The 22898-nt window shown below is 38.7% G+C and carries 14 protein-coding genes; 3 read left to right on the top strand and 11 right to left on the bottom strand.

What is annotated here, in order from left to right; translation table 11 throughout:
• Positions 1–183 precede the first annotated feature (183 nt).
• Positions 184–549 carry a response regulator transcription factor gene (locus ABIB30_RS11530; protein ID WP_111631724.1) on the top strand — a complete coding sequence of 122 codons (366 nt, stop codon included), beginning with the start codon at positions 184–186 and terminating at the stop codon, positions 547–549.
• On the opposite strand, the gene ABIB30_RS11525 is transcribed toward ABIB30_RS11530, so the two are convergent.
• Positions 524–1663: a histidine decarboxylase gene (locus ABIB30_RS11525; protein WP_354302137.1), complete on the bottom strand. Its 1140-nt coding sequence runs from the start codon at positions 1661–1663 to the stop codon at positions 524–526. The genes ABIB30_RS11530 and ABIB30_RS11525 overlap by 26 nt on opposite strands.
• A 167-nt stretch (positions 1664–1830) precedes the next feature.
• Between ABIB30_RS11525 and ABIB30_RS11520 the strand changes: the two genes are divergently transcribed.
• Together ABIB30_RS11520 and ABIB30_RS11515 are read left to right on the top strand one after the other, a co-directional pair.
• On the top strand, positions 1831–2295 hold the full coding sequence (locus ABIB30_RS11520; RefSeq protein WP_354302135.1) for an Lrp/AsnC family transcriptional regulator: 465 nt from the start codon (positions 1831–1833) through the stop codon (positions 2293–2295).
• Between the two features lie 412 nt (positions 2296–2707).
• On the top strand, positions 2708–3256 hold the full coding sequence (locus ABIB30_RS11515; RefSeq protein WP_354302133.1) for a helix-turn-helix domain-containing protein: 549 nt from the start codon (positions 2708–2710) through the stop codon (positions 3254–3256).
• A 20-nt stretch (positions 3257–3276) separates the two neighbouring features.
• On the opposite strand, the gene ABIB30_RS11510 is transcribed toward ABIB30_RS11515, so the two are convergent.
• The 10 genes from ABIB30_RS11510 to ABIB30_RS11465 all read right to left on the bottom strand — a co-directional run bounded on the left by ABIB30_RS11510 (position 3277) and on the right by ABIB30_RS11465 (position 22860).
• A complete protein-coding gene (locus ABIB30_RS11510) occupies positions 3277–3420 on the bottom strand; it encodes a hypothetical protein (RefSeq protein ID WP_354302132.1) in 144 nt (47 codons plus the stop codon).
• 275 nt (positions 3421–3695) lie between these two features.
• Positions 3696–5297 carry a SusD/RagB family nutrient-binding outer membrane lipoprotein gene (locus ABIB30_RS11505; RefSeq protein ID WP_354302130.1) on the bottom strand — a complete coding sequence of 534 codons (1602 nt, stop codon included), beginning with the start codon at positions 5295–5297 and terminating at the stop codon, positions 3696–3698.
• A gap of 25 nt (positions 5298–5322) precedes the next feature.
• The gene (locus ABIB30_RS11500) at positions 5323–8481 is read right to left on the bottom strand and encodes a SusC/RagA family TonB-linked outer membrane protein (RefSeq protein ID WP_354302128.1); all 3159 of its coding nucleotides are present in this window, start codon (positions 8479–8481) and stop codon (positions 5323–5325) included.
• 82 nt (positions 8482–8563) lie between these two features.
• Positions 8564–9811 (bottom strand): ROK family protein, encoded by a 1248-nt coding sequence (locus ABIB30_RS11495; protein WP_354302126.1) that lies wholly within the window; start codon positions 9809–9811, stop codon positions 8564–8566.
• 285 nt (positions 9812–10096) lie between these two features.
• The gene (locus ABIB30_RS11490) at positions 10097–11011 is read right to left on the bottom strand and encodes a PorP/SprF family type IX secretion system membrane protein (RefSeq protein ID WP_354302124.1); all 915 of its coding nucleotides are present in this window, start codon (positions 11009–11011) and stop codon (positions 10097–10099) included.
• Between the two features lie 53 nt (positions 11012–11064).
• The gene (locus ABIB30_RS11485) at positions 11065–15810 is read right to left on the bottom strand and encodes an MBG domain-containing protein (protein ID WP_354302122.1); all 4746 of its coding nucleotides are present in this window, start codon (positions 15808–15810) and stop codon (positions 11065–11067) included.
• A 38-nt stretch (positions 15811–15848) separates the two neighbouring features.
• Complete coding sequence (locus tag ABIB30_RS11480; protein ID WP_354302120.1) at positions 15849–16571, bottom strand: hypothetical protein; 723 nt, start codon at positions 16569–16571, stop codon at positions 15849–15851.
• Between the two features lie 72 nt (positions 16572–16643).
• A complete protein-coding gene (locus ABIB30_RS11475; RefSeq protein ID WP_354302119.1) occupies positions 16644–18050 on the bottom strand; it encodes a beta-helix domain-containing protein in 1407 nt (468 codons plus the stop codon).
• A gap of 182 nt (positions 18051–18232) precedes the next feature.
• Positions 18233–19636, bottom strand: coding sequence for a beta-helix domain-containing protein (locus ABIB30_RS11470; RefSeq protein WP_354302118.1), 1404 nt, complete (start codon positions 19634–19636; stop codon positions 18233–18235).
• A gap of 23 nt (positions 19637–19659) precedes the next feature.
• Positions 19660–22860, bottom strand: a complete 3201-nt coding sequence (locus tag ABIB30_RS11465; protein ID WP_354302117.1) for a TonB-dependent receptor — start codon at positions 22858–22860, stop codon at positions 19660–19662.
• Positions 22861–22898: the final 38 nt, after the last annotated feature.

Below are 22898 nucleotides of genomic sequence, written 5' to 3'. Positions count from 1 at the left end.
GGTGGATGCCGGCTCTCATTGAGGGGGTTTTACCGGGAAGTTCAACCCCCTTAATTTTTAATTCAAGAAAAACAATTATTTGGTACAAGGTTTGCCATCTGTTCTATCAATAGTATAATCAGCCAGCTTGTTTTAATCTATAGGATGAAAACGGGCTTATTTCTATTAGAAACCTATTGAGGAATGATGAAGCAAATACATGTTGTAGAAGATGATCAGGATATCAGACAGATCATAGAGTTCATATTAGAAGATGAAGGTTATAAAGTCCGGCTTTTTCCGGATATTTCTTCCTTTCATGCAGCGATGAAAGATAGTATCCCGGATTTATATTTGCTTGACGTAATGCTTCCTGATGGAAATGGTCTGGAATTATGTAAAGAAATCAGAACTATGCAGCAAACGAAAGACATACCGATTATCGTGATGTCCGCACATGCTTCGGCGGATACCGTTTTTCAGCAATGCAGCGCCAACGATTTTATCAGTAAGCCTTTTGATTTGAATGATATCCTGTTCAGGATTAAGAAACAGATAACATTACATTAGTTGCTGCTATTTCTTCTACCAACTGATCAATCTGATATTGAGTTACATTTGGCATACAAATGATGTGGCACCAGCCGTTTTCTAAAGCCAATTGCCATCTGATCCTTATCTGTGCTGCCGGCTCAGGTAAATTAACAGTAATAGAATCTGGATTTCTCCAGGCATTGATCCCTATTTCTTTTAACTTCATTTCTGCGTAAGCAGCTACTTCCAGACTATGTAAGGCCCTTTTCTTAAATCCTTCCAGTCCCAGGCTTTTAATCATATACCATAAAAACAAAGGGGTATGCCCGTTTCTGGAACCGGTTATTGTGGTATCCATACTTCCTGTATAAGATACTGAACGGGCAATACGGTCGCGGTTGTTCTTCTTCACCACCACTACGCCACATGGAATCGGAGAGCCAATAAACTTATGTCCGCTAATCGCAATGCTATCCGCACCATCAACAAAATCAAATGCTGGACGTGGTTCTATAAATGCACTGTAACTACCTGAAAGCGCCCCATCTGCATGAATATAAAAATGCTGTATAGCGAGATCCTGTAAAATACTTCTGATCTTACGCACATCGTCCCGTGCTTCAGTCATCGTGGTTCCGATATTAGCAAAGATAATCACAGGCATATGCCTGTTCATTTTGATTGTATCTCTAAGATCATCGTAATCAATCTCGCCGCTTGCCTGAGTACGGATTACAATATTAGGCATATTTAATAAGTGCAGGTTTTTCTGCACACTATAGTGTGTAGCCTGTGAAAAATAAACCATGCCTTTAGGATGAATTTCTCTGGCCAGATATAAACCATAAAGATTTCCTTCTGAACCTCCATTGGTCACATATCCCCACCAGTTGTTGACTGGTGCCCTGAATAATAATGCAAAAAATTCCAGTACTTCTCTTTCCATTTCACGTGTACCGACATTATAGGTGGAAGCCACAAATGGATCTCCAAGGTTATTAATTGGAAAATTCAGAAATTTAGCCAGTTCAGAATAATTAAAATCTTTCGATACCGGGTACCCAAGCATTAACTCCGAATCAGCAGTTAATCTTTCCATTAAATCCTTCAGTCTCCCTGCATTTTCCGGGGATAAATTATGCTGTTCCATTTTACAAATACAATTGGTTTAAATGATATGTAAATTAAGGAAACCTGATCCTTTAAAACTATTATTTGGCATAAATTAGAAAACAAACACTATTATATTGATATTTGCAGTATTTATAAACCTTTTGAGAGGTTCGAAATTAATTAATTCAGTATAAAAAAACTACCGTGGAAACATTTGACGCGATTGACAAGAAGATTTTAAAGGTTTTACAGGCTGATGCCCGTCTCAATACGAAACAGATTGCCGGTAAGATCGGTCTGACTGTTACGCCTACTTACGAAAGACTCAAAAAAATTGAGCAAAGTGGTGTAGTAAAGGAATATGTAGCCCTATTGGACAGAGAAAAGATTGGCAAGACCATAGTCGCATTCATTAATGTTTCTTTGCAACTGCATTCCAAGCCATTGATTAATGTGTTTGAACGGGCCATTGTTAAAGTTCCTGAAGTGATGGAGTGTTTTCATGTGGCTGGTAATTTTGATTACCTGCTGAAAGTTGTGGTCAAAGACATGAATAGTTATCAGAATTTCCTATCCAATAAACTTGCCACCATCGAAAACATTGCACATGTTCAAAGTTCATTTGTGATGACAGAGATCAAGCACCAGACTGCTTATGTCTTAGATTAGTATTCCTATTGTGGAAGCAGCAGGCCACATGAGTATTAACCTGTCTGATTTGGGTCTGCCGCTTCCTTTTTGCTCCTGTTAATCAGGAGGCTCTTTAATAGATTTGTTAGAATGAACAATTAACTCCTGCATAATAATTGGTGTGTGATTTTAAACATTTCAGACCCTTTATTTAAATACAGTAATAAAAAACCGTTTAATCTCCTATGCAACTATAATATTTACGTCTATAAGTGTAATGATAATCACGTTAAAGCTCTGTCTGTTAGACTATTCACTACCGATCTAATTTTTACAATTAGATATTTTAAATATTTAATTTCAATAATTTATAATTCATATAAACATATATTTTACATAAAAATAACATTACATATGATTTAAGACAATTAATAATTATCACCTTGCATTCGTGGCAGAAAACGATAAAAGCGCATTAAAAGAATACGGAAACCGGGTGAGGACATTCCGGAAAGAGGCTAATATTTCGCAAGAAGCACTAGCTACTTTCGCACAATTGTATCAATCTTATATTGCTTCCATTGAAAAAGGGGATGTAAATATTGGCATTTTAGCACAACAAACGCTAAGTAATACTTTTGGGGTGAAGCATTATCAATTGTCAGACCCTGATTTTCCAATTCCGCCAAAAAATGTGCTAAGAGAAAATATCAGAAGCTATATTACAGCAAGAAACATAGATCCGGCTTATTTAAAAGACAAGTTTCCTAATTATGTAAAGTATATGGACGAATTGCTGCAATCGGGATTTTTAAATGAACCCAAGACCACTAAGGAGATTGCGGAGAAATATAAAAATGAATACGAACTGGAGATCACCCCTTCCCGCATTACTGATATATTAAGCCGTGGAACCAGGAAAGATAAAATTGATATCATCAGATCTGCCTGTGGTAAAAGAAACAGGTATAAACTGGCGAATCAGAAAAACAAGAGTTGAACTTGAAAAGGTCAGAGTAACTAACCTTTACGGATCAAATCTTTACGGTTTAAAAGTTCCTTTATAGCTTCCAGATCTTTAGAAAGAATATCTACTATAGTTTTAACTACCTGAGGTTCTTTTACTAATTTACTCACCGCTTTTTCTGCTGCTTTGTTCTCCATGATTATTGAATATATCATTAAATTAATCCGAAATTATTAATTGATAAACAAATATAACAAAATATTGCCTGGTTGTACTTATCTTACCCTCAACCACTTACAGATCGATTTTCAGAAACAACAGTAAATTGAGCAATATTATTTGGTTCTGGTGTAAAACGCACAAAAAAACCACCAACTTGAATAAGCTAAATTGCTTAAATTAATTTTTAAAAAAAAACGCCTTAAGCAAATGCTTAAGACGTTAAATGGAGAGGCATTATTAATTCAGAGGTTTAGAAATTCGCTTTATTTACATCCCACCATAATCTTGTTCCACCATTATCAGGACCATTCAACAGTTGAACGGCTTTGGCTATTTCCGTACCATTGCTGGAGTATTCATTTTGAGGGAACGCCAGTCTGCGGATCTGGATTTTACTATCGATCGTTCCATTACTGTTATTAGTAACTACAGGAAACAGCTTTGGATAACCTGTACGGCGATATTCTGTCCAGGCTTCCTGACCTTCAGGGAACATCGCAATCCATTTCTGTGTGATAATACGTTCCAGTTTCTGCTCATTTGCAGCTGCACCATCCCATTTTACAGTAATTGTTGAAACAGCTGGTGAATTGTTAGCGGCATTTCCAGGATCAACATAAGCAGTTGGCAAACTTGTCTCATCATTGATATAGGTGCTGTTAGTTACATTCCATTGTGCTAAAGAAGTCTGGATACCGGTTGTATAATTTGTTTGTGCATCTCCCGCGCCAGTCCATCCACGTAAAGCTGCTTCTGCTTTAAGGAACCATACTTCTGCAGCAGTCATCATCATCATTGGAGAGTTACTGGTCACTATCGTATTGCTATTCAATAAAGAATAACCATTATAACCAGGTTTAGCCGTTACAATTGAACCGATACGGATACCTTTATACTGGCCTGCAAAACGAGTATCTTTAGCTGGGGTAGCATATACTGGTAAACGAGGGTCTTTGTAGCCAACGAGATAGGTCTCTATTGGAGCGCCCAAAGCAATATCAGTCCAGCTGGTGGTAATTACTTCCAATGGATTATGAGTTCCACCACCAGAAATACCAGCATTGTCTGCATTCACGGTCAATACACCCCCGCTAGCTGGATCTAAAGCTTTTTGTGCTTGCGCTTGTGCTGTTGCAGCATCAACTTTCACAATGTGCATGGCTAAGCGCAAACGTAATGAATTCGCAAATTTCAACCATTTTGTATAATCACCACCATAAACCAAATCATATTGTTTGAATGGAGTTTGCGCGGGATTAGCTTTGATATAAGTATTCAGGTTGGTTACTGCAGTATCCAATTCCAGGAAAAATTGCTTGTAAACAGCTTGCTGAGAATCATAAGGTGTGCCCATTAAAGTTTTTCCTGCTGCAGTATAAGCAATAGGGCCAAATTTATCAGTCACTCTGTTCATGATCTCCACTTTAAGAATTAAAGCGATTGCCCAGAAATCAGGAAGTGTAGTTCTTGTACCTGCCTTTCCTATCGAATTGATGGCAAATAAAGAATTAGTAAAAGAAGTTACAAAAACATTCTGATTCCATCCGTCTACCAGGCTGTAATTTAAGTTACTGATATTTCCCCTGAAAGGATTTGGAGACATCATGTAACCTGAGTAACAGTCGGCGTTTAAGTTTTGGTTCAGCTGGTAATCACCTTCTCCTCCAAAAACAGAAGCCTGGATTCCTGGATATACCAGTCCAATCTGAAACTTCCCGCTACCAATACCTGTATTATCAGTGTTATATTTTTCAAAATCCTTTTTACAACCGGCAAATGTGAGTACTGTTAGTGCAAGAAAAGCAGACAGTGCATACTTATAACCATTGCGTATCATATATTGAGTTTTCATCTTTTTAATTTTAATAGTGAACATTTTAGAAAGTAACATTCAGGTTGAAACCGAAATTACGTGTGGCCGGCTGGCTAAATACGTCTACACCAGATAAGCCATTACCTGTTGACATGGTAACTTCAGGATCGAAAGGTGCTTTTTTATAGAAGTATAACAGATTTCTTCCAATCAAAGAGAGTCTTAAGCTTTTAACAGCGCCTTTAGTAAATGGAACGGTATAACCTACAGATGCTTCACGTAGGCGAACCACTGTTGCGCTGTACATGTAATTTTCTGTAATACCATCACGGCCACCTACAGAAGTATACCATGTTTTAGGATCAACACTATTAATTGGTTTGCCTGTAACAGCATCTACTCCATTGATATTTACACCACCTTGATTTCTTGCATCTCCAGATGCTTGTGAAACACCATATTTATCAAATACAGCCTCGGTAAGAGATAATACCTGTCCTCCAAATTTACCGTCCACAAGAAAGCTTACTCTGAATCTTTTGTAATCAAAGCTATTGCTCCATCCCAATTGGAATTTAGGATTTGCATTTCCTATGTAGTTGTAACCATCGTTTACTAATGGTTTACCATCAGCGCCAATCATAATACGGTTCTGGTCATCACGTTTAAAAGTAACACCATAAATATCGCCAAATGAACCACCTGTTCTTAATTCTGACTGATAAGTATTATTACGGTTCGGTGTTAATATAAATTGATTAATGCCATCTTTTGAATCCACATCAATTACTTTATTTTTATTGGCCGATCCGTTGAAAGATGAATTCCAGGTCAGGTTTGTATTTTTAATAACATCATAACCTAAGTTAAATTCAATACCTGAGTTCTGAATATTTCCAGCATTCACATAACCTTGGGAGAAGGTAGTGACAAAAGAAGGAATAACGCGGATAAATTGGTTCTTGGTATTAGATTTATAGTAAGTGAAACTCAAGTTAAGTCTGTCACCCAAGAAACGTAAGTCTGTTCCTAATTCAAAAGAGGTTGTTTTTTCTGGCTTCAATTCTGGAAAAGGAGCAACAGAATTTAACAATACACCACCACCAGTACTAAAGTGTGTTAAAGGCTGGGTTACATAGTTAGGAACTGTATTACCTACTTGCGCGAAAGTACCCCTTAATTTCGCATAAGAAATTACTTCAGGCAATTTGAACATCTGGTTCAGGATGAAAGACAAACCTGCTGATGGATAAAAATAAGAGTTATTTGGAGTAAATGCCAGATTTGATGACCAGTCATTTCTTGCCGTAACGGTTAAAAATGCCCAGTTTTTATAACCTATGTTCGCATTGGCAAATATCGATTGTATCTGGTTATGATTATTTGGTAAAGTTGTAATTGGAGGCCCGCCGGCAACTGTTGTAATATTTTCAGGAAGAAAGATATTTGGAATGGTTAAACCTGGTTTGGTATAGCCATTACTTGCATCAGGGCCAATTAAAGTACCAAAAGCGTTAGCATCTGTAATACTTGTACCCAATACACCGTCCACTTTAAAATCAGATTTAGATGGTATAGAAAAAGTCAGTAATAAATCTGCGTATTTCTGTTCTGTAGTCTGATTGCTTAATAACAATTGTCCGTTCTCTTTTGCAAGTACGGCATTGGTTGTCGCATATAAATCCTGCTCGTAAATATCTGTATAACGGTCAATATTTCCACGTGCCTGAATGCTTAACCAACTGGTAAAGTCATATTTTGCGCTTGCATTTAATAAGATACGGTTACGTTTAGCTTCATTCAGGTTACGGTTAAGTACCCACCATGGATTTTGTTGTACGTCTTCGTTGAAAGGCCAGTTTTGTTGTGGCACTGAAACACCTTCAACTGATCCCGGTAATTCAAACTGATTTTTGTAGGGAGAGATATCCTTCCCTCTTGGGAATAAATACAATCCGGTTAAAGGATTTAGGTAAAAACCCAAACCAGGACTATTGTTAACTTTTTGAGAGATATAGTTAACGTTTGCGTCAACTGTCAGTTTATTATCCAGGAAACGGGCTGTTTCACGGAAATTAAGGTTATGACGGGCCAATTTATTAGTTGGTTCTACCCCTCTTGCTGCAGTATTTGCATAAGAGAAATAGGATTGCGCTACATCGTTTCCACCAGAAAGACTGATCGAGTTGGTCAGGTTTGTACCTGTTTGGAAGAATGAGCTTACATTATCTTGTGCTGATGGTATTTTATCGCCCCAACTATCTGCTCCACCAGTTGTCTGTCCATAGCTATCCTGAAATTTAGGTTTGTAAGCTACACGGTCAAGGGTAATAGAAGAAGTAAAGCTGATTTGGGTTTTCCCGGCTTTTCCTTTTTTAGTGGTAATTAAGATAACACCATTTTGCGCCTGGCTACCATATAAGGCAGAAGCTGATGCACCTTTCAAAATAGTCAGCGTCTCGATATCTTCCGGGTTAAGGTTAGATATACCGTCACCACCATCCTGACTTGCACTTACTGCTGTAGTTCCGCCACCACCTTGTCCTACGTTACTTCCAAAAGTATTGTTAGGTTGTCCGTTCGCGTTTGAACCGTTAGAAATCGGAACCCCATCAATTACATACAAGGGCTGATTGTTTCCACCAGCAGATTTGTTACCCCTTAAAATAACTTTAGCAGAACCACCTACTCCAGAAGCACTAGGTGAGATGGTTACACCTGAAACTTTACCATTCAGGGAGTTCATTAAGTTATCACTTTTTACCCTGGTCAGTTCTGATCCGGATACCTGCTGTGTAGCATAAGTAATCGTTTTTTCTGATTTTTTAATACCCAGGGCGGTTACTACAACCTCTCCCAGTTGTTTTGAATCTTCTAATAGCGTGATTTGCACAATTCCTGAACCTACTGTAGCTTCCTGACGTGCAAAACCGATATAAGAGAAAATCAATACATCGCCAGGACTGGCTTGTATTGCAAAATTACCATTTGAGTCTGTTTGAGTACTTAATTTTGTGCCTTTAACCTGTACGCTTACACCAACTAAAGGCAGTCCGCTTGCATCTTTTACTGTTCCTTTAATGGTCGCTGCTACTTTTAACGCATTTATAGAACTGGCCTTATGCGCAGGCCAGCTAATCAATACCGAGTTGCCTGCGTTGCTGAGATTTGCTCCCATTGCCAGGCCTGGCATCAATAAAGTGAAGAGTAGTAATTTTTTCATGTTTGGTTTTTTTAAAAGTTTAGATTTAATCGTTTTGGTTTGGAGACTGTTAAAATCCTGGTAGCTAAATTCCAACAGACTCTTAGTACTTAATTTTCGTGTTTTTCTCCATAGTCAGTCGTTTAGTGTTCGTAACTAATTGTTCATTGTCAAAGTTCTCCATGACCAGTGCAGCTGCACCAATGATCTCACCGTCAAAGCCTAGTTTGGAGATTAACAGTTCTGTATTGGCAGCCAGTCTTGGGATGCAGTATTTATTTAAAGCCTGCTGCATCGGAGCCATCATTATTTTACTAGCCTTTGCTCCCCTTCCACTCAATACAATAGTTTGTGGATTCATAATATGAATCAGAATAGAAAGTGCTTTACCAATCTTATAGCCAGCATCCGAAAGCAATTCAATAACAAACTGGTCCCCATTATTGGCAGCTTCGAAAATCGCATCACTCATTACTTTCAATGAGCCATCCACGAAGGAATTCAAAGTAGATAAACGACCTTGTTTGATACCTTCAATAGCTTTTTTTACCACAACAAGCATAGAGGCTTCTGCTTCAAGACAACCCTGTTTACCACAGATACACAATTCTCCGTCTTCAAATAAGGGGATATGACTGAATTCACCTGCAAAGCCGCTGTAACCTCTAAAAATATCGCCATTAACGATCATGCCAAGACCAATTCCCCAGCCCAGGTTAATCACCATGACTTCTTTAAGAGATTTGGCAACTCCGAACCTTTGCTCAGCAAGGGCAATCACACTGGAATCGTTATCTATATAAGTAGTTAAACCAGTAGCATTTGTAATATAAGCGGTTAATTTTTCGCCTTCTGTGTCCAGATAAGAGTAGTTTTTACCGTCTTTTACACTGACAAAACCCGGCATTCCTATACCTATTCCCAGCATACTTTCTTTATTGATTCCGGACTTCAGGATATGATTCTCTATATAAGTAATTAACTGAGAGAGCGCTACGGCGTTATTATTCAAAATCAGTTCTACTGTTTCAATTTCAGCTATTGGCTTATTGTTTAAATCAACAATTGCGATCCTGGTAGAGAGCTGGTCCATTGCAATAGCCATAATATGCATCGCATCTGGTTTTATAGCATACATTAATGGCCGGCGGCCTCCACTGGATGGTGCATAACCCACCTCGATAATAAAGCCCTCATTAATTAACTCATTTATTGTTTTAGTTATAATTGGGATGCTTTTATTAAATAAAACGCTCATTTCAGCACAAGAAAGCGACTTTTCAAGATACAATTGTTTTAAAATCTCACTTTTTAGCTCAGTGCTTTTTACTAGCTTTTCCGTTACTTCCATTATATATTTGATTACTTCAATAAACTTACTAAAATGTTTTAATAAGTTTTGTAAGTAATTAAAATAAATTTAAAATAACTTCATCTTTATTATTTAAAATAGATAAGATTCCGTTTGAAGCAATAATCAGATATTATGTTTTTAATATTGAAAAACCGTTTTAGCAAAATTAACAGAGAATTAATTTCGCTCCAGATGGGCTGGATAAAAAAATAAGCCAGAGAATAGAAATCTTGTACAACCTGCTTTTGGCAGGCTGCACAATTGATTTCACAAAACACACATTTATAACAATTTTGGTTGCAATGGCCCTTTACCACCAAAGCGGATGCCCAGAGAAATTTCGTGAGATCCTTTACTGATCTTGCCAATGTTTGAATCACCAAAGCCAGTTTGATAACTGTATCCCAATTTCACATTAGTATTAAAGAGCACTGATATAATTCCAGCAACCTCGCTTGTCGTCTTATAGTTAACTCCTAAGCCGAATTTATCTTTTAAATAAATAGTTGCTGAAAAATCAGCTTCTGTATTATAAGTCCTGCTGTAAGAGACCATTGTAGCGGGTTTAAATTTCACATCTTCATTCAAATTGAACAGGTATGCTCCGCTGAAATAATAAGTATTACTATAATTTCTTTTTTCATCAGCAGATGCGTTACCTAGACTCCGGAAGCTCAATCTTGGCAAGGAAGCTCCTATGTAATACTTTTCCGGACTATACAACATAATCCCTAAGCCTACTGTTCCAACGGTTTCTCTGATATCGTCACGAAAACTCACATCGTTCGGATCAACTTCTGTATAACTTGCAACATAATTCCTGAATCCTGCATTAAAAGAAGCTGCAAAGAAATTCTGGTCTGAGAGCTGTACCGCTTTGGCAAAAAAAGCAGATACTTCAGTCAGTTTCTCTATATTAAATTTATCATAAGTCAGGGACAGGCCAGCTGCGCCATTGATCTTGTCAATTGGTAAGCTTCCATTAAGCTGGAAGGTATAAGGAGCCCCTTCTATGCCCGCCCATTGCTTTCTGCTATTCAAATTAACCGAAGCTGCTTTATCTAATAGTGAATAGGCAGAATTGAATGGAACCTGGTTATCATGATATTGAGTAAAAGAAGTCGATTGCTGAGCCTGGCTTATGCTAAGTACCATGACGAGCGCACTGGTTAATAGTGCCTGTTTAAAGAGTTTCATATTTCTGTTTTATATTTTGATAAGGCCGGAACGTGGTCCCGGCCCGTTAAGAATTAGTATTTAAGGATAAAGTAGCCCGTTTTACGCTTCACATGGCTATCAGACTGGTATTCAATCAGACAGAAGTAGGTACCCTGAGGCAAGTTCTCTCCGGATTTTGATTTCCCAAGAAACACATGCTGCTCATTGTCATATCCCTCTATATCAAATACTTTAAGGCCGTTCCTGTTAATAATTGTCACTTTATTCAATGGAAAGTCCCTGATTCCATCAATTGAAAGGAATTCATTCACTCCATCTCCATTAATTGATAGTGCAGGATGTACCCTGATTGCCTCCCCAACCGCATCTGTAATTTGCAACTCTTGTACAATCATTTGAGCAGCTGCATAGCGGTTATCTCCTGTCTGCATAGCGGTTATTTGAGTTTTACCAATCCTCAGTCCTTTAAGCTGGCCACCAGTTAACGAAACATAATCCGGATTGGTTACTTTATAGGTTACTGGTAAGCCAGAGCTTGACACAGCCTTTAAGGTATAAGTACCATTAATTTGCAACGCAGGGATACTTTCGAAAGTAATCGTCTGCGGCAATTTATTAACGACTAACAAACGGCTCACAGCCGGAGTAGTTCCGTAATTTGAATTAACCGGAGCTGTTGCTGTGATCATCACATTTCCAGCACTGACCAAATGAACTTTATTGTCAACGATAGTTGCAATTGCTGGATCAGCGCTACTAAAAACTGGCGTTTCCCCGCTAGTTAAGATAACATCGGGTGTAAAATCAGCATCTCCTACTGCTTTTGCCTGGAGCGCATCCATGGTAATAGTTCTGGTGGTCGCATTTATAGTCAATGTTCCATTCACATAACTAAAAGTATAGTTGTCTGCTGAACCGCCAGAAGGGACAATAGGATAAGTACCTGCAGCCGAACTTTTTATAGCTTCAGTTGATACTAATGGCGGGTTCTGAATAACAGCTTCATTTTCAGCATTTAAAAAACCACTGTATTTAAAAGTGAATTCTGGGTTGTCAATTCCAAAGATCCTGGTTTTATTATCTGCAGTTACTTTGAGAACGGCTTTATCAATTGATAAAATACCTGGTTCATAACTAATATTATAATTTAAGGCAGATGCGCCAGCACCAGAAATGATATAAGTACCTGAAGGGGATAATGGTTTAGCAATTGTAGTGAGTAAAGCTGGTGCAGAAATAGCGGTTGCTATAGTTTCCCCGTTTACGAAACCATCATAGGTAGCTGTTAAAACCGGATTTGCTTGTCCATAAAGCCTTGTTTTATTGTCAACTCTGACAATCAGTGCTCTTTTCGAAACAGTGAGTGGTTTACTGACTGTCGTGGCTACAAAATCAGCCGATGCAGCGAAAGATGCTGTAATATTTGAAGCTCCTGTACCTGTAATCTTAACTTTTCCATTTTCAATCACAGCAACATTCAGGTTATCAGAAGAATAAACTGGTTGGACGCCTGAATTTGAAAATGCAGCAGGATCAAAGTTCGCATCTCCATAACTTACAGCAGGTAAATCAGCATAAGTAACTGTTGGTAAACTTCTGATAAACAATTGGCCTGCTGTATAAGTAATAGTATAGTTGGCAGCAGCAGCATTACTAACTGTAATTGGATAAATTCCTTTTCCTGATGCTGCTGTAGCTGTAGTTACTGCTAAAGGAGCTGTAGTCAAATCAGCCGCTTTATCTCCATTGACGAAACCGGTATAAGTAAACGTAAATACGGGGTTTGCTTGTCCCGCTCCCCGTTCCGCATCATCGGCCTTAATATTTAGCGGGGCTGGAATGATAGTTAATAAACCTGGTTGATAACTAACCGTATAATTTGTAGTTGCTGTCAGACCTGAAGGTGTTAGTGGATAGGTTGCAACAGCCGATGAGGTTGTTGCCGTTGTGGCCACAACTGTATTCAAGTTTAAGTCACCGATATTATCCTGAGCGGCCAAACCTGTATAAGCTAAGCTAAATACAGGATTTTCCTGTCCATATAACCTGGACTTATCTTCGGCTTTCACTGCAAGAGCGGCCCTGGTAATAGTCAGGACTCCTTGCTGATAGCTGAATTTATAATTCGGTGCGGCGGCTGCGCTTGCATTAATTGCGTAAGTACCCACAGCAGAATTTATTGTGGCCAGGGTTGAGATTTGTGGTATTGTTGTTAAAACGCTTTCATTTTCCCCATAAGCTAGGCCGGTATAACTAACGGATAACACCGGATTCTCTTTTGCATATATTTTGCTTTTTGGATCAGGAGTAATTACAACGGCCTTCTGGTCCACTTTTAGTGTAGTTGTTCCAGAGGCACCAGAGGTGAATGTTGCGGTTATAGTTGTAGAGCCAGTCCCTTTTATTTCTAACAGGCCCGCTGTATTTACGATTGCAATGGCTGGATTGGCAATGGTGTAGGCCGGTTTACCCCCAGCACTGATTGCACCGGGATCAAAAGGGGCATCACCATAAATTTTATTTAACGGTGAAAATGCTACGTTTCCTTCTGTTAGTTTTCCATTTACAAAAGTGATGATATAATTAGCTGAGGTCAGGCCTGCCGGAACAATTAAAAACCCAGCTCCATCTGCTTGTTTGGTAAACGTAAGCATACTTGTGAGTTTGCTTGCATCATCGGCATTCACAAATCCTTCGTAACGGGCCGTAAATACAGGGTCCTTTTCTCCCGTTAGCTTAGATTTATCATCAGCAATTATCTTTAGAGGTATTTTTGCGATGTTCAGCTCCTGACTGGCAATCCCAGGTCCATAAGCTGCATCTTCGGCTTGTAAGGCTGTGATGTTTACCTGGCCTGCTCCAATAATTTTCACAGTCCATTCTCCTGCCACATCTTTTTCAACTATTGCAATATCCGGATTAGAGCTGGTAAAAGTTATTGGATTCACAGTATTACTGGTTGCCTGAAAATTAAGTGGTTGATCTCCGTAAGCGGCAGTAGCGGGAAGATTACTCAGCGTTATTAACTGATCTTTCTTAGTTTCAATGGTTAGTTTTCCTTTGACTGGATTAAAGGTGTATTTATCGGAGGTTAAGCCGGAAGCATCTACCAGAATATCATAAATTCCTGCTGGCGATGTAGCGTCTGCCTGGATAGTTAATACTGGAGTTCCTGTTATCATGGTTGCATCATCTGCACCTTTAAAAGGCCCATAAGTAAATGTTGCTACTGGATTTGCACTTCCCCGTGTTTTCGTTTTATCTTCGGCAGTTACATTTAAGCTTGCTTTTGTAATAGTTAATGTACTGGTAACCTCGGCAGCTGGGGAGTAATTTGCACCTCCTGCCTGATTGGCTTTAATCAGGACAGTACCGGATTTTTTGATTATTATCTGATTAGTAGAAGTAAGCTCAGCAATCGCAGTATTTTCTGAGGTATAGGTGACTGCGTTTCCACTTGCACCACCTGTAGCTGATAAGGTGATGTTTCCATCGCCATAAACTGCAGCTAATGTAGCTGGTAAACCGGTGATAGTTTGTGGAGTTGCAGTGACTATAATAGTTTTGGTCGCTATCCCCGGATCAAAGGTTGTATTTCCAGGTTCAGTAACCGTAATTACAGCTGTTCCCCCTCCTATTATTTTAACAGTACTCCCGGTAAGCTGAAGGATTCCTGCCGGAGCAACCGTATATTGGAAAGCAGTTAAGCCAGCAGTACTGCTTGCTGATAAGGTAAAATCTGCATCTCCTACTTTGAATGTAGCAGGAAAAGTATTGGTAAAAGCTACTGTTTGTGGTGTTTTTGGCAATGCAAGGGTAACTTTGGTTCCATCAAGAACTAATGACAGATCTCCATCTTCACCAGCGCCTAGTTCTGTCGAAATCGTAGAAACTAAAGCACCTGGATTAGCGCCATCGGGCCATGAACCATCCGCAGAAGTGTTATAACCTACTAATGATCCATCTGCCAGGCTGCGCTGTTCAATACGACGGATACCTGTTAAATCACTACTTAATATCATTGCTCCCCAGCTTCCCGATACTCCGTTCACATTTCTATAATAAAATGGTGCAAGTCCATTTTGTACACCTTCTTTTCCTTCTGTAGCCTGAACGCCATCATCTTCAATGTAGGTTCCACCAACAGGGCGGCCAGTCCCTTCTACATTATCATAAAGGAAGACCATATTTTTCGCAATTGCTGAAGTCGCACTTGTACTTCGGATCGCTGTACCTTTGAGTTGTGTTTCATAAGGGTCTAAACTAACGATCGTTAGTTTTTCTGTTTCAGAGGAATGTAATTTATAAGCTATAGCTGTCGGATCTGCCGCATCAGGATCATTAAGAGTAATTCTCAAATACAGTTGTTTTCCCGGTGGAAGATTTGTTTTAACAGTTTCTTGTATAAACCATCCTGTATAGGATCCTGATGCATCAGTAGTAAGCGATCCATAGTCAGAGACAAAAGGACCTCCACCATTCGATCCGCTTGATCTGATTATTGGTCTGTGAAAATCACCTTTGTTATATCCGGGAAGATCTGGGATTACATTATCTGGCGTAAGCAAATAAAGATAAGATACTCCATTATCTGTAGCCTGGGGTGAACTTACAAGATTATTTTCATACCTGTAAGTTTTACCAGGCTTCAAACCGGTTATTTTGGCGCGGTAAACATAGGGGATACCCGTACGAATATAGTTATCTACTCCCCCTTCAATATATTTCGGAAAAATCAGCATTTCAAGGGCAGGTTGTCCCTGTCCTAATACTGGTATAGAAAACAAGACGAATAAAAACAGTAATAACTTTTTCATTTATAGTAGTGTTAAAAAATGATTCTTTTTTAAGGCGCTTACTTACTCATAAGCGTAGTCACGCCACCCTGGTCATTTACATAGAGCAAATAGACATCACTGGCTAATTCTTTTGAGTTGACTTTTCGGGGCAGCGTAAATGGGATAGTTTTAAGCACATTTTGACTCGCAACATCTTTGATGACCAGTGTAAAGGCTTCTACTTGTTGCAGCAACTGATCTTTTCCGGGAATGATTACTTTAAAACCCGAAAACGACTGAGTAACACCAGGAAATTCAGCAACTTGTATCGGCTGTAAAATAGGTGGCTGATAGGTATTTGTCGTTAAATATACATTCACCTTATTGGGTAAGGCGGTAAAAAAATTAGCTATGCTTATTTTAACAGATCCGGTATCCGGTAACGTTTCTTTATCAAAACCATTCAGAGTCTCGTCAAAAATGCGCAATGTCTTATCCGCACCCGGCTTAAACATGAAATAAATATGTTTTTTATAAGCTTCAACCATTAACGAGGTATCTAATAATAAAATGTCTTTATCATAGAACCTGAACCTGTTTCCACCCGAAACAAAACTTTCATTATATACCTGGCCGGAGAATTTAGTATTTGCTCCTGCTATAATTGTAATCCCGCCCGGCGTGAAATCTACAAGTGCCAGCTTACCAAATAAAAGGTCTTTAACTGGCTCCCCTTTTGAGCAGGATAAAAAAGAAAAGAGGGTCAGTACAGAAAAAATAAAGTAAAAAATTATTCTCATAGAGTCGGAATAAGGAAAAAGCAGCCCCCTATAAAAGGGACGCTGCTTTTTCTTAGAATTTAAATGAATAGATTAATCTATAGAAGTCTGAGGAGAGAATTGTACCCATCCTGAATTCCACTCGCTAAGGTTAGCAGTAAGTACAGCACCTTTTGTGCTACCCGCAACTCTTGGAGTAAGGTTACTGAAGTTATAAGATCCTGCTACAGCAGTTGTGTAGAAAGGACTTAAAGTTCTTGTACCTCTGATACCTAATGCAACAAATGCATCCGGATTAGCATCAGTAGAAGTTGCATTTGTACTTCCAGTTAAAGAAGTAGCGGTTGCAGGACTGAATACAGTTGTAAATGCATGCACATTATTGTTGTTGAATCCACCTGGAGTTGCACTGGTTTCAGTACCGCTTTGGAATTCAGCAGCAGTATTATAACCAGCAATGATTGAATTAGTGATAAATAAATCACTATTTCTTCTCCAACGGTTTCCAGCACGTAATCCGTTGCTGGTAGTTGAATAACCTAATAAAGTAAAGTTTGAATAAGTGGGTTTGGTTCTTGGAGATGCAGTTGTACCTGTACCGTCATTATCTGACTCAATTCCGTTAGAATCCGAAACACCACCACTTGTACTGTGTGTTGAGCTAGGATCTTTTAAACCAATTGCATACTGGATATTTCCTTTGAATCCGAAATCAGTATCAAAATCATCATCATCATTACCAACTGCTAATAGATATTTTGCGTTTACAGTACCTCCGAAAAATTCGAAAGCATCATCAGCACCATAAGAAACCTGGATATGGTCAAGAGTTGTACCTGATCCAACACCACCAAGTGTCAAACCATTAATTTCATTGTCAATCGCTAATTTGTAACCTGCATATTCAATACGTACATATTGAATTTTACCAGAGTTATCAGCTGGGATAGAACCACCATAAGTGATGTCAACACCTAATGCAACTCCATTTTCATCATACTTTGGTAAACCTTCAATTTGAGGAGCAGTAGTTCTGTTTGTAGTTGATTGTCCCAATACAATTACACCTCCGAAATCACCCGCTACACGTGAACCACTTGCTTTTGGCGAAGTGAAAACGATTGGTTGTGAAGGTGTTCCAACTGCATCAATTGAAGCTCCTTTTGTGATTACCAATACACCAGCAATAGCATTTACTACCGCAGATGAAGGATCAACTTTGTAATTTACAGCATCACCTGTAGTTAATACAGTACCTGGTTTAATGGTTAGTTTAGCTCCGCCAGTCACATAAACTACACCTTTTAATTTGTACACTTTACCCGGACTCAAGGTTCTGCTTGCAGAAATGTTTCCAACAATTACAGAATCAGCTCCTGTAAACGGGCCGCCAGCCCCATTTGGACGGTCAAAATTTCCATCAGATCCTTTTTTACAGCCAGCGACTGCGAATGCTGCAATTGTAACAATTGCAAACGCCTGTTTTGTGAATTTTTTCATCGTTTTTTTTAATTGGTTTTTGGGTTTTTATTTATAATCATAAAGTTAATAGTCTTGTGTTTTGATAAAAGATATTTCATGTTAAGTTTACATTAATAATTCATTGATTAAAAGATATTTACGAAAAATATATAAATAAATAGTTAATATATAAAAAGACGATATAACAGCTTAAACAGGTCTTAATCTATGGAAGTCTGTGGTGCAAATTGTATCCATCCAGATAGCCATTCATTTCTGTTCGAAGAGAGAACTGCTCCAATAGTACTTGATAAAATACGTGGAGTCAGATTATTAATATTATAGGTACTTGCAATGGCAGTTGAATAGAAGGGATTTAAGTTTTTGGCTCCTCTGATTCCTAATCCAACAAATGCATCAGGATTAACATCAGTTGAGGTAAAATTTGTACTTCCAGCTAGTGAAATAGCCGTTGTCAGGCTAAATACACTGCTAAAAGCGTGAACATTATTATTTGTAAATCCACCCGCTGTTGCGCTAACCTCTGTTCCAGTATGAAACTCTATCCCTTTATTATAACCCGCAATAATTGAATTAGTGACCGAGAGATCAGAATTTCTCCTCCATCGATTTCCCGCACGAATTCCAGCGTTGGTGCTTACATAACCTAACAGCGTGAAATTTGATAAATGAGGTTTTGTTTTCGGATTATAATTCGTTCCAGAATGATCATTTTCCGATTCAATACCATTAGAGTCAGAAACTCCTCCGGCGATACTATGGGCTGTAGCAGGATCTTTTAGACCAATTGCATATTGTATACTTCCAGTATAACCATTTGTAAAGCTAAAATCATCATCTTCAGCACCAATTGCCAGCAGGTAATTTGCATTAAAAGTTCCTCCCAAAAAAGCAAATGCGTCACTAGCACTGTAAGATACTTGTACATGACTGATTTCTGTTCCAGCCCCTACTCCTGCAAGTGTAAGTCCACCTCCATCTATATCAGAAGCTAATTTACTGCCAGCATATTCAATACGGATATAATTTAACTTACCTGAATTATCAGTAGCGTTAGTTCCTCCGTAAGATAGATCAACACCCAGATAATTTCCATCTGCGTCATATCGTGGTAAACCATCCATTACCTGAGCAGAACTTTTGTTGATGTTTGAATTACCTAATATAACTATGCCTCCAAAATCTCCCGGAAGCCGTGAGGAAGATTCTTTTGGCGAGGTAAATATAATAGGCTGATCTGCCCTTCCCAGTGCATCAATCGATGCGTCCCTGGTAATGACCAATAGTCCGGCAACAGGATGTACAATTGCCCGGCCCGGATCAATTTTATAATTTACTTTTTGTCCGGCAGTTAATATTGAACCAGACTTAATAGTAAGCTTAGCCCCATTAGTCACAAAAACTATCCCATTTAACCTGTAAACTTTCCCAGGACTCAATGTTCTGCTTACAGAAATATTTCCACTAATTACTGAATCCGCTCCGGTAAAAGGGCCACCCGCTCCGGTTTGACGCTCAAAATTTCCTTCTGCCCCTTTTTTACAGCCAACAATTGCAGACATTGCAATCGCAATAATTACTACTTGTTTTGTGAGATTTTTCATTATTCTGAGCGTTAATCTGATGTTTAAAATCTATAAGTAAATGCCATGCTTACATTCGTACCATTTTTAGCCTGGTAGGTGATAAAATCTCCCTCATCTTTATTATATCGTTCTGATTTTCCTGGTATTGCTGTAAATCCACCCTCACCACCACCCGTATATCCTTCCCAGTTTTTATAAAAAGTAGTTTTTGAATTCAGCAGGTTGGCTATATTCAGTTTGAGCTCTCCTTTTTGTTTAAAAAGGCGGGTAAACAACTGCAAATCCACTAAGTCACGTCCCATTTCAAATTCAACAGACTGAGGATTGTCATTAATGGTATTGGTACGATATCCGGATTTGTTGTAAACCACATTAACACCATACTGATCTTTTGTATAAGAAAGCCCAACATTGGCTATCCATGGAGACTGACCAAAAAGTGGCCTTGTTGACTGAACCTCTTTGGGTTCTTTATTATCAGTTCCGCCATACTGAATAGCTTTTACTTTTGATCTGATGATGGTTCCATTTCCAAAAACTGAAAGATTACGTAACCAGGAACGGTCAGCAATAAAGCTCAATGATTTTCTGACTTCCAGTTCCAGCCCATAGTTAATGGCCGATTTCTGATTCTGAAAAGCATATTGATCCACAGCCATTTCCTGAATAAAAACCAATTCAATTGGCTTATCAAATTTTTTATAGAATCCTGATAAGGAGATAATTTCACCAGCGGCAGGATACCATTCAAACCTGACATCCGCGTTGTTCACTTTTGTACTTTTTAAATCACCACCCCTTATTCTGATGTCCCTGCGGGGATCATAAGAGTTAAAATCAGAAGTTTCTCTAAAATCTGGTCTGATGATCGTAGTTGCATAAGAAGCTCTGAAATTCAGATTTTCAGTCAAACTATAGGTAATATTTGCTGAAGGAAGAAAATTTGTGTTGTCATCTTTATTGGCCTGTTCATCTCCACTCTTCCTTTTAAGCTGCAAATTGGTCAGTTTGTAAGTTTCATACCTTACCCCATAAACTATTCTCAACTTCTGGAACAACCGCTGATCCAACATCGCATAAGCACTATGAGAATTTGATGTACCACTAAATTGTGATCCAAATTCCGCAGGGATATTATAAAATACCTGCCCCGGCCCAGTGCCCAGAATTTCCGGACGTAAACTATACTCATAAGGAGCAACCTCCAGAATATCATGCGAATCATTATAAATTTCAGCGATCACACTCGATAAATCTCTTTTTTTATAAAAACCACTATACCCGATTTTCACCAGAGTCTTGTCTTTCAGAAAATCAAAAGATCTGGAAAGATTCAGTCCCCAGTTATAATCTTTTTCTTTGGTATCGGTATACAAACGATAATCAGGATTACCATCATTCTGGTAAGGATTGGCCACCAGGTAACGCTGATAATAAGACTGGCCGTTTATGGTTCCCGAATTAAAAGCTGTGAATTTACGCTGATCATTAAGTTGCTGCCCTACACTGGTATAGGAACCATTCCAGGTTAATTTAATACCTGAATCGTCCAGGGTATGCTCCCCTTCCAATTTATGTTGCAGCACTGTTGTACTTTCAGGAGCCTGAAGATTAAACTTAATTCTACGACTCTCTAAAGTATCCCGTTCATCATTAGGCTGTCTGCTGGTATAAGTGTAATAATCATTTTTATAGACATGAGAATACATGTTTCTCAGGCTGATCTTAAAACCTTTTCCCTGGATACCAAAGTTTAGAAGTCCGCTTATAGTGGAGTTATATTGATAAATATTCCCGTTTTGACGAATTTTTGCACTGTCAATTGCCTGCACTGTAAAACCAGCTCTGGTACTGATATAATCAGTAATTTCCTGGCTATTGCGTAAAGTGGCCCCACCTACAAAACCAAAGGTCACTCCATTTTTCAAAGGATAAGTCCGGCCTAAAGAGAACCGATAATTCTGATTGGGTATAAATCCGTAGCGATAAAACCTGAAACCCTCAGGATCAAAGGCTTTACTCTGTGCTGCCACATAATCCGGAACACCTCCCTGATTACTATTCACCCAACTACGTAATCCATTCGGGAGCTTGTGTCCATCTCCCATAAAACCCAGAAACTCTGCACCGCCCCGTTTTCCTGCCTGTATAAAATCCTTACCAATGGTATTGCTGTTATAACCAGTCCCTACCTGGAACTGTGTAAAATTCTGAACCGGAATATCAAGGGTATTCACGGTAACCTGGCCACCAGCAAACTCTGAAGAAAGATCTGGTGTAGCTGTTTTATTGACCACTATACTACTTACCATTTCTGCCGGTATCGCATCAAAAGCAAAGTTCTTCTGACTCATATCCGTACTTGGTTGAGTCACCCCATCTATCTGAGCCTGATTATACCTGTCACTCAATCCACGCACCACTACGTAACGGTTATCAACTACATTTAAACCACTCACACGCTTTAAAATTGCCCCTACGTTATTATCTGGGGTACGAGAAATCTGTGCCGCAGAAATCCCATCAGTAATCCCCGCAGCAGTTTTCTGCCTTGCATATAATCCTGCTGTGGAAGCTTTTTGATAACCTGAAGTTACGACCACTTCTTTTAATGCATTTGCAGCAGGTTTCATAGAAATATCCAGTTTGGTTATTGCTCCTGCCTTAATTTGTACCCCAGTAATTTTTTGCGTCTGATAAGAAATATAGCTGATTTCCAGTGTATAAGTTCCCGGAGGAAGAGACATCACATAAGTACCATCAACTGCACTCTGCATACCAGACCCCAATTCGATAACTCTGATACTCGCGCTTGGAAAAGTTTCTCCTTTTTCATCGCTGATTGTGCCGGTTATTTTTCCCGGCTCTGGCTTTTTTACAGGTGGTTTTACAGTTAAGCGGACAGAAATGTTCGAGTTTAACATGGAAAAATTAAGATTGGTCTTCTTTTCCAGATCTTCCAGTACAAGTTTTAAGGGCAAATGATTATAACTGATATTTTGAAGCTTAACCTCGCTCATCTGAGCCGGATCGAATACGAAAGTGAAGGAAGATTGCTTATCTAAATCCTTTAATAAGGTCTGAGCGGTACAATTTTTATACATCAGGGTAATGGTTCCGCTCTGCCCCTGAGCTTTGGAAATACTATAAAATGATAAGAAAATAATCAAAAAACTGAAGAGTAGTAAGGGTTGGAATGGATATACTGTATATTTTTTTTTGGACAGTAAATATATAATCATACTTTTGGAATGGTTTATTGCGCCTGTGAATCGTAATT

It is taken from the genome of Pedobacter sp. UYP1, assembly GCF_040547305.1.
In the GTDB taxonomy this organism is placed as follows: domain Bacteria; phylum Bacteroidota; class Bacteroidia; order Sphingobacteriales; family Sphingobacteriaceae; genus Pedobacter.
The sequence above is the reverse complement of the archived record's forward strand: the minus strand, read 5'-3'. Positions and strand labels throughout refer to the sequence as shown.